Source organism: Sporolactobacillus inulinus, from assembly GCF_006539285.1.
Taxonomy (GTDB): Bacteria; Bacillota; Bacilli; order Bacillales; family Sporolactobacillaceae; genus Sporolactobacillus; species Sporolactobacillus inulinus.
Genome location: NZ_BJMS01000004.1, coordinates 1 through 8,950 on the forward strand (window position 1 = coordinate 1; position 8,950 = coordinate 8,950).

10 protein-coding genes are annotated in these 8,950 nt (G+C 44.8%); 5 read left to right on the forward strand and 5 right to left on the reverse strand.

Annotation, left to right across the window (positions count from 1 at the left end):
• Positions 1 to 37 precede the first annotated feature (37 nt).
• From SIN01_RS00680 to SIN01_RS00690, 3 genes are read right to left on the reverse strand one after another with little or no spacing between them, the layout of a single operon-like run.
• Positions 38 to 1,255, reverse strand: a complete 1,218-nt coding sequence (locus SIN01_RS00680; RefSeq protein WP_010024175.1) for an ABC transporter permease — start codon at positions 1,253 to 1,255, stop codon at positions 38 to 40.
• Positions 1,243 to 2,013: an ABC transporter ATP-binding protein gene (locus SIN01_RS00685; RefSeq protein WP_010024177.1), complete on the reverse strand. Its 771-nt coding sequence runs from the start codon at positions 2,011 to 2,013 to the stop codon at positions 1,243 to 1,245. Before SIN01_RS00685 ends, SIN01_RS00680 begins: the two co-directional genes overlap by 13 nt.
• The gene (locus tag SIN01_RS00690) at positions 2,010 to 3,686 is read right to left on the reverse strand and encodes a hypothetical protein (RefSeq protein WP_010024178.1); all 1,677 of its coding nucleotides are present in this window, start codon (positions 3,684 to 3,686) and stop codon (positions 2,010 to 2,012) included. Before SIN01_RS00690 ends, SIN01_RS00685 begins: the two co-directional genes overlap by 4 nt.
• Positions 3,687 to 3,878: 192 nt before the next feature.
• On the opposite strand from SIN01_RS00690, the gene SIN01_RS00695 reads away from it, so the two are divergent.
• The 3 genes from SIN01_RS00695 (at position 3,879) to SIN01_RS00705 (ending at position 5,568) form a co-directional block, all read left to right on the forward strand.
• On the forward strand, positions 3,879 to 4,310 hold the full coding sequence (locus SIN01_RS00695; protein ID WP_010024179.1) for an HIT family protein: 432 nt from the start codon (positions 3,879 to 3,881) through the stop codon (positions 4,308 to 4,310).
• Between the two features lie 134 nt (positions 4,311 to 4,444).
• Positions 4,445 to 4,987, forward strand: coding sequence for a tryptophan transporter (locus tag SIN01_RS00700; protein WP_010024180.1), 543 nt, complete (start codon positions 4,445 to 4,447; stop codon positions 4,985 to 4,987).
• 176 nt (positions 4,988 to 5,163) lie between these two features.
• Positions 5,164 to 5,568, forward strand: coding sequence for a YtxH domain-containing protein (locus tag SIN01_RS00705; RefSeq protein WP_010024181.1), 405 nt, complete (start codon positions 5,164 to 5,166; stop codon positions 5,566 to 5,568).
• Positions 5,569 to 5,626: 58 nt separating this feature from the next.
• On the opposite strand, the gene SIN01_RS00710 is transcribed toward SIN01_RS00705, so the two are convergent.
• Positions 5,627 to 6,859: an aminopeptidase gene (locus tag SIN01_RS00710; RefSeq protein WP_010024183.1), complete on the reverse strand. Its 1,233-nt coding sequence runs from the start codon at positions 6,857 to 6,859 to the stop codon at positions 5,627 to 5,629.
• Positions 6,860 to 6,957: 98 nt separating this feature from the next.
• Positions 6,958 to 7,563, reverse strand: a complete 606-nt coding sequence (locus SIN01_RS00715) for a YpmS family protein (protein WP_010024184.1) — start codon at positions 7,561 to 7,563, stop codon at positions 6,958 to 6,960.
• Between the two features lie 322 nt (positions 7,564 to 7,885).
• Between SIN01_RS00715 and SIN01_RS00720 the strand changes: the two genes are divergently transcribed.
• Together SIN01_RS00720 and SIN01_RS14910 are read left to right on the forward strand one after the other, a co-directional pair.
• Positions 7,886 to 8,761: a peptidylprolyl isomerase gene (locus SIN01_RS00720; RefSeq protein WP_010024185.1), complete on the forward strand. Its 876-nt coding sequence runs from the start codon at positions 7,886 to 7,888 to the stop codon at positions 8,759 to 8,761.
• Between the two features lie 38 nt (positions 8,762 to 8,799).
• Positions 8,800 to 8,943: a hypothetical protein gene (locus SIN01_RS14910; RefSeq protein ID WP_156994756.1), complete on the forward strand. Its 144-nt coding sequence runs from the start codon at positions 8,800 to 8,802 to the stop codon at positions 8,941 to 8,943.
• Positions 8,944 to 8,950: the final 7 nt, after the last annotated feature.

The following is an 8,950-nucleotide window of genomic DNA, read 5'->3' on the forward strand; positions in this document are numbered from 1 at the left end:
TTTAAGGACCAAGCACAGCTTGGTTTTTCTTATTTCTCTAATTCTCCAACTGAACCCGCTTTCCTAAATACACAAAAGAAAACAGCAGACTAACACCAACTCCCGCGCATAAGAAGACAAGAAAATCAACAAAGGAGCGCGTGCCGAATCCGGTCGCTGCGCTGACAATCACACTTTGCCCACTCAGCAAGAGCGCAGTCATCCGTACGAACGGCCGGCTTTTTTCTTGATGGGTGAGCGGATACAACCCGGCAAGCGCCTGCGGGAAGGGATGCTGCCATAGCGGCACGAGTTGCAGCCCGGTTAAATAGACGATCGAAAGCACAAGAAACACCGAAAAAAGACCAATGTTCAGGAAGAAACCAAGCAAAATCCCAATCACCGTCAGACGCATGTACATGCCTAGATACTCGTCTGATCGAAGAAAGGTTTTGATGAAAATTTGTTCAAATACGGTTCTCCCCTCAAAGCGACGAACCGGAAAAAATCCGCTGATCAGGCGCCGTGCATGCGTGCGCCGTCTCAATCGCGGCACATCGGTAAATAGATTAGCAAACCGCAGGAACTGCATGGCCTGTCTCTGATCACTTTCAAGCAATTTGCGCCAATTCAGCAAACCGAAACCCGCTTGACGATGAAACAAACCGTAAGAAACGAATCCCATCACAGCAGCACAAACAACGGACACATACCACGCTTGGTGACTGAGTACAAAATAAATCCAGAAGAACGTTAAGCCTGTCCTCAGAAAGCGCAACACCTGTGTATCCCTAATGAACAGTTCCTGCCAGCTGCAGTCGATATTCCATCCCTTTACCAGCAGCAGAGCAGCTGCCCCAATAAGAAAGGATTGATTTCCGTATCCTGTCGTATGAAAGTACAGCGGTGCACAAAGGATCCAGAGCATGAGCAAAAAAGCGCTCTGCATCACAAAGCTGTATCTTCTGCCTTTCCGAAAATAGCGATCCAGTTCCGCTTCGGCAGGCAATAGAAACACGAGATCTGCCCGTGCGCTAAACGTTCGAACCGGCGCATGCGCGCATGCCAGAGCCACGAGCACACTAATCGCAAGAACCCCAGGAAAATCAGGCGGAAGCGTGTCCAACCATTTCTTGTAATAGAACCCACCGATTAAAATCGTCGCGTAAAGAAAAAACATCAACCCGCTGTTTCGACCAATTAAATTCCAATAGCGTAGCTGCATCTGAAAGCTCTCCCGCCGTCTCTTCTCCCACAGCTTGCTCATTGCATCCATTGTGTTTCGCCCCTCGCCACGGCTAGATAGATTTCATGCAGGTTGGCATTGACATCCCCGAACTGCCGGCGAATTTGATCAAGGGTTCCTTGAACGGCAATCCGCCCATCATGAAGAATAATAAAGCGATCGCAATACTGCTCTGCAGTGGTCAAAATATGTGTCGACATCAGGATTGCTGCACCTGATTTCTTCATGTCCGTCATGAGATCGAGCAGCGATTGAATGCCGAGCGGATCGAGACCGACAAAAGGTTCGTCAACAATATAGAGATCCGGTCGCACAAGAAAGGCACACATAATCATCACTTTTTGCCGCATCCCTTTAGAAAAATGGATCGGAAACCAGTGCTTTTTCTTTTCCATATGAAACAGTTTAAGTAGCGCACTGCTGCGCTCGGCATATTCATCTTGTGGCAGATGATAGGCCATTGCGCTCAGCTGCAAATGTTCCTCCAAAGTCATTTGTTCATACAGTTCGGGAAGCTCAGGCACGTACGCCATACTTTTCCGATATGCCGTTTTGTCTTCGCGAATGGTATGACCGTTGATGCGAATCTCGCCTGAGAATGGATCCAATAATCCAAGAATATGTTTAATCGTTGTACTTTTACCGGCACCGTTCAGGCCAACAAGCCCAACAAGTTCGCCCGCTTTCATTTTGAAGGACACGTCATGGAGAATTGGCCGCTTGCGGGAATAACCGCCGTTGAGCTGTTTTACCGATAATACATGATCCAAGAATCTCGCCTCTTTCATTTTTTCCCTTCTATTTGAAAGGTTTTAACCGCAGATACGCGTTCGTTCGTGTCGACATACTGGAAGGATACTTGAACCCCAGCTTTCAGAAAGACGCTGTACGGATTTTGTCCGGATGTAACGGTGAAAATCCTTTCACTACTGTCGACCATAAATTGCGTCACCGTCTGATGCGCTTCTCCATCGTAGTATCTGTATACATGCGTGACGCTTCCAGTCAATTTCTTTAGAAGCGCTGAATCAGTCGGTACTGCGTGATCATCACCAAGCTTCGTTGCAAGCGCGTATTTATAACTGTCAAACAACGTGCGCTTATCGGTTTCTGCACTATAGACATTTTCATTTTTGCCATGAATCAGCATCAGCTCGCGCAACACATGATTGCTGTCCATCAAAGGGACGACCCAAGTTTCCTGACCATAAATCGTATACAGATTCGGTATTCCTGCTTCATACTTATTCTGTTTAAAGGTCTTTTCTGCAACGTTCATTGCTGATTTCCCGTTAAGCAGACCATTGGCACTGGCGTAGTAGGTCATTTTTCCGGTTCGCGTGTTCAGCATCGAGTAGCCCACCATCGCGCCGCTCCCTGATTTCGGCCGCGTAAAATCGGTGAACCAGTTTAGCTCAAGGTTGTGATCGAATACGCCGTTCACTTCATCGGATTGTGACCATTCCGTTGGTCTTTTCATGTCCTCTTGGGCAAAAAGTTTGTTCCAGAATCCGTGTATATTCTCGCCGTACCATGTATTCCACGCTTCAGCAACGGTTGATGGAATCGCCTGGTCAATAAAATGGGGCAGTTCCTTTAAGCTGTAGTTGCGAATTTTGCCATTTTGTGGATCAACGACATAAACGCCCTGGATCTCAGGAATCTGGCGTAATTTCTGATAATAGCCATAGGCCACGACATAATAAGGTTTGCCGGATTCGTCCGGTTCGAAACTTGGATCGAAAAGGATTGGCGTTTGATGTTGCGCGCGCACAAGGCGCTTCAGATTTTCGGAGTAGTAAGCGGAAGGGACATAGGTCATCGCTTTCTTTACCAAGACGGCGTTCGCATTTTCGTTTTCTGCACTCATGCGGATATAGCCAGGAATCTTGTGGCTTTTCAACCACTTAAAAAAGCCGCTGTATTCAATTGGTGTGACCCAATAAAGATGTCCGTCAATTTTTTGGAGCGAGGTATGCCCGAGCTCATAATAGGAGACATGGGACAGTTCCCCGAGTACCTTCTCACTTTTATAACGTGCATATTTTTCCGGTACCACCGGTATATGTTGCTCATCCATCGACGCCTCGGGTTGAGCGACAATCGTTGTCTTTGCCGCGGCAAAATCATACTTAGCCTTGGTCACCGTCATCGGATACAGAAAGTGCAAATAGGCGAAAAAGAGCAGAAGCAGCAATCCGGCAGCCGCGTTCAATAAAACCGTTTTTTCTTTCCGATACATCAGATCAAGAAGCAGAAAGAATCCCCAGAAAAAGGACCCATAGCTTAAAAAAGCCTGCCACGTGTGGTCAATCAATCCAAAATAAGTTGTGAGAAACACAAGCAGCAGCCCCAGAACTAATCGTCCGGTCTGCGCCGCAATGAATCGTTTGTTCTTAATATTCTTTTTCCATACAAATGGATTCAGAGTTAGTGCAAGCAAACTTAAAAAATAGATCATAAGTGCCTCCGTTTCTATCTCAGGAGAGTGAATCAAACCTGTGCAATGTTTACTCATCTTCATTGTAACGTAACTGTACTGACGTGCGCTATAACTATATTCACCGCAGCGCTCTTGATTTCCTTTATGAAACCGTTCCATAATGTGCTAAAATAAACGGAAAAAGGGACAAGCAAAGAAAGGATGATTTTAATGTGTGAAGCATCAGATTGCATTTTCTGCAAAATTATTAATGGCGAAATTCCAAGTGCCAAAGTTTATGAGGATGAGAACGTTTACGCCTTTCTTGATTTGGGTCAGGTAACGAAAGGACATACGTTAATTATTCCCAAGGTTCATACAAAAGACATCTTTCATCTTGATCCGGTTGTTGCGGAAAAGCTGTTTCGCAAAGTGCCTGCGATTGCCCGTGCAATTCAAAAGGCCTTCCACCCGGTCGGTATGAATTTGCTGAATAATAACAGCGAGCTTGCCGGACAGAGCGTTTTTCACTACCATCTTCATCTGATTCCGCGCTATGGCGCTGAGGACACCTTCTCCTTCAGTTTTCAATCGCATACGGATGAATACTCTAATGAAGCCCGTGCCGAGATCGCTCAGGCCATTGCAAACGCATTGAACTAAGGGTCGATTATCGTATAAATTTCTGAACTTTGAATTGCATTTTCAGGTTAATCCGTGTATATTATTGATACACCTTGCAGCAGGCCATGGGGCACTGTTGAAGGAATCATCAGCTTAGTTGAGGAGAGATCAGAATGAAACTGAAGAATTTGATTGTTGTTGCTTTGCTTCTTGCCATTGGTACGATACTTCATGCGTTAGTCCCTGGATTCCCTATGAAATCCGATTTTGGATTAGTGATGCTTTTTATATCTCTATTCCTTTTCGCTGATGCAAAGAGCTTTCTCATTATAGGACTCGTCGACGGAATCTTAGCAGGATTAACGACTACAATGCCAGGTGGATTTATTCCGAATGTTGTTGACAAGTTGATTACATCTACCGTTGTTTTCTTAGTCTTCTACCTGATTGCAAGGCACCTTCAGCCAAAAGCAAAGTACATTTTCGGTGTTGTTCTCGTCGGTCTTGGTACCGCGTTTAGCGGAACGATATTCTTGACAGTAGCAATCCTTGTTGCTGGTTTGAATGCAGCAGCTTTCGGCGGACTATTCGTCACGATGGTACTTCCGACGGCGCTCGCCAACTTAGTACTCTTTGCCGTGCTTTACCCGATCATTGTCAAGATCGGCGAGCGCAGCGGCTTTCTTCATACAGCACCGCGACCGACTACCCGTTAATTTGCGTATTAAATCTCCGTTTCTTGAACAAGAAGCGGAGATTTTTGTTTGCTTCGAATAATCCAGTTATTTTTCTATTTTCCCATTTCTATGTCTTCTCAAGTGATATACAACTACCTCTGAGGTATAATAGAGGTAATAAGGTACGTATACTATTCGCGAAGAGGTGATTCTCAATGGGTAAATTTTTCTCATACACAATTGGTGCAGTAGTTGGCGGCATTATCGGTGGCACAGTTGTTCTTCTCACAACTCCGAAAAGAGGCGAAGAAATCCGAAGTGATCTTAAAGATCGTGCTGCTTCGATTCAACAGCCGCTTAAAGATGCGGCCAACAACTTGACTGCTGTCAAAGACCGCGTCATGGCCCTTAAAGATGACAGCGTGCCCGTGCTCAAATCGGCAGTCACCGATATCGGCAACCTGCTTCAGGAATGGAAAGAAGATGTGCAGCCATACCTGACAAAGATTAAGAGCAATGTGGTTCAGTTGGAATCGGCAAAGGACAAACTGAGCAATAAACTGACCGAACATTCGCCTAAGAAAAAAGAAGGCGAAGAACAAACACCGCCATCGCTGTAAGCCAGTAAAAAAAGATTCCGCTCCTTTTTCCTTGGATGCGGAATCTTTTTCTTTTCGCTTAAAACGCCCATTCACCGTTACGAAAGACCGGTTCCCACTCTCCTTCTTGATTTTCACCGTCAATATCCAGTTGATCGGAACCGATCATAAAATCAACATGGATTAGGCTTGTGTTTGCTCCGTGCGCCGCCAATTCCTCAGCAGACATTTTCGTACCTCCGTCAAGACAAGTTGGATACGCTTTGCCTATGGCTAAATGACAAGACGCATTCTCATCATACAAGGTCGTATAGAAAACCAGTCCGGACTGAGAGATTGGCGAATCATTAGGAACTAATGCGACCTCGCCGAGATAGTGTGCGCCTTCATCGGTGTCAATCAGATGGTTCAGCAATTCCTCGCCTTCTTTAGCGTTCACGCTGATGATCCGTCCTTCTTTAAACGTCAGCGACAGATTTTCAATCAGCTTGCCGCCATACACAAGCGGACGTGTGGCCATCACCGTTCCGTTCACTCCACTTTTCAACGGTAATGTATACACTTCTTCAGTTGGAATATTTGGAACAAATGTGGTGCCTGCACTGTTAACGGCAGCCCCGCCGTCCCAATGATAGTCCGGATCAAAGGCAATTTTCAGATCCGTGCCCGGCGCTTTGTAATGCAGTTGCTTATATTTTTTCTTATTGAGAAAAGCCACTTTATTCGCAAGTGTCTGCTTCTGTTTCTCCCATGCATCAATTGGGTCCTCACGATCAACACGCGTCATTTTGAAAATAACTTCCCATAAATCGGCAACCGCCAATTCACGAATTTTGCCAGGAAAAAGCTTTTTCGCCCATTCAACGGTTGGATAGATCAGTATGGTCCAGCTGACGCGATCGGACATGCGATAATCATAGTACGTATTAAGCGCGCGCCACATCGTCTCTTGATCCAGAGCCGCTTTCTTTGGGTCGATTCCGTCCATTATTCCAATTCCTGTTGTTCGAATATCGATGCATGCAGCACCACGTTTGACGAGATCCTCAAGCTTCTTTGCCTTCCAAACCGGATAGTCGCCAATGACGTCTTCCGCTGCATACTTGAGCCGCAGATGGTCCAAACGATCATCGGTCCAGTTAAAATACACACGTTTTGCACCGGCTTGATAGGCTTTCTCGGCTACAAGCCGTGCAAGCTCACCGGCGTCAATTGGAGATTTCAGCAAGACCTCTTGTCCTTCCTGCACATTGGCCCCGACTTTTACCGCTAATTCTGCGTACTTCTCCAGTTTCTGTGCAAAGGTTCTCAAATGAAAAGCCCCCCATCTCTGATTCAAATGTTATAAGAAATTATTTCCTGCCACATCTATTCTAACACGTAATCAATTCGAAAATGCAACCGTTATCATTAATTATTATTTAGCTGATGAACACTAAAGCTGACATCATTATCTGGCAAATCAATCGTTTTCGCGCGCAAATAAAGATTCTTTTGAACCTCAACCTGTGTCAAATTAATATAGATTTGCCGTTTGTTTGGCTGAATGACCACCCATTTGGGAAAGTTCGATCCGCTTTTGAAGAAACTCAGAACTTCTTGATCCGGCAATGGGATGTTGCCGAGTTTCACCGCGGTTTCCTTTAAGATAATGTCGCCACCGGCTACCTTTGGCTGAAACGACAGGGAAAACGGAATGGCCGTAAACAGCAATTTGTATTTTCCTTCTAAGACGATCTGCTCCCCGATGGAAACATGATACGACAACCGTTTGTTTGCTCCCGAATCGATCTGATCATTAATCATGTTTTCCAGCTGCTGTTTGTTTGCTTGAACAGTGAAAATTGCTTGTCCTTTCGTACGATCTGTTTGCGGCTCAGGCGTATCAGAGGAAGAAAAGCCATTGGTCAGCTTTCCCATAACGAGAATCACAGCAGCCAGCTCAATAGCAAGCAATAAAATAAATGCGATCTTCCAGGCATTAACTTTTCGTTTGGAACGTTCTTGTCGAAACACGCTTGATCTCCTTTCGGCTGCTTCGATAATCATCATCGTGTACGATCATTCGAAAAGCATCTCTTTTCTTCATTTTTCTTCATTTATTATAGCGTATTTAAGCGACTTTCCAAACGGCAAAGAGGAATAGTGTCCCTGACCGGAATAAAAAAGCCATTATTTTGCAAAACTCGACAATGGGGGGCCCGATCAGTTAGAATGAACATTGTCAGCAATTTGAGAAACACAAGACTTCAAAAAAGTTGATTCTTGCGACGGATCGGCACCTATCGCTGCGAACTACTGTGGTAATAGGGAACAATTTAAAATAGGAGTGGACATAGTGAAAAAACTGATCATGATAGCAGCCGCTATGATTGTACTTGCAAGTCTCGCTGCTTGCGGGAACGGCGGAGATAATGCCGCAATCGTCAAAACGAAGAGTGGCAATATCACAAAAGAAGATTTCTATAACGAACTGAAAAAGACCAATGGTGAATCGGTTCTTCAAAATATGGTTTATGAAAAACTGCTTGAAAAAAAATATCCTGTTTCTAAGAAAGCTGTTGACGACAAATACAACAGCGTACAGAAAAGCTTCTCAACTGATGATCAGTTCAAACAGGCATTGCAGCAGAATAACCTCACCGACTCCCAGTTCCGACGTCAAATCAAAGATTCACTGATGATGACTAAGGCACAGCAGGCAGGCATTAAGGTTACGGACGAGGGACTTAAAGATTATTACAATAAGAACAAAGAATCACTCACTGAACTGAAAGCCAGCCACATTTTAATTAAGGAAAAAGACGAAGCACAATCCGTTCTTAAACAGTTAAAAGGCGGCGCTGATTTTGCTAAATTAGCAAAAAAATATTCTATTGATCCAGGCTCAAAAGAAAAAGGCGGCGAACTGGGTTGGTTCAAACAATCAACAATGGTTCCTGAATTCAGTGAAGCTGCAATGAAATTGAAAGTTGGCGAACTCAGTCCGCTCGTAAAATCAACAACAGACGGCGGCTACCATATTATCAAGCTTGAAGGCAAGAAAGATTCTTATGCAGATCTGAAATCTTCGGTCAAAGAAGCGTACCTTTCCAGCAAAGAAAAGTCTCAGGACGAAGTCATCAAGAAGCTGATTAAGGATGCAAAGGTACAAGTCAAGGACAGCCAATTTAAAGATCTGTTTAATTCAACTGCAGCGACCACGCAGCAATAAAAAAACAAGTGAATCCCAAACAAAAAGAGCGATGCGCTATGGCCATCGTTCTTTTTGTTTGGCTTATGCTGGCTGCGCGTCACTACAAACCGGTTATTCCCGACTTGAGCGGGCATCATGTCTGGATCAGTTACCTGATAAACTTCGAAGAAAAACCGGGCAAAAAAGCGCGCGGTCGTTAATCTCCAA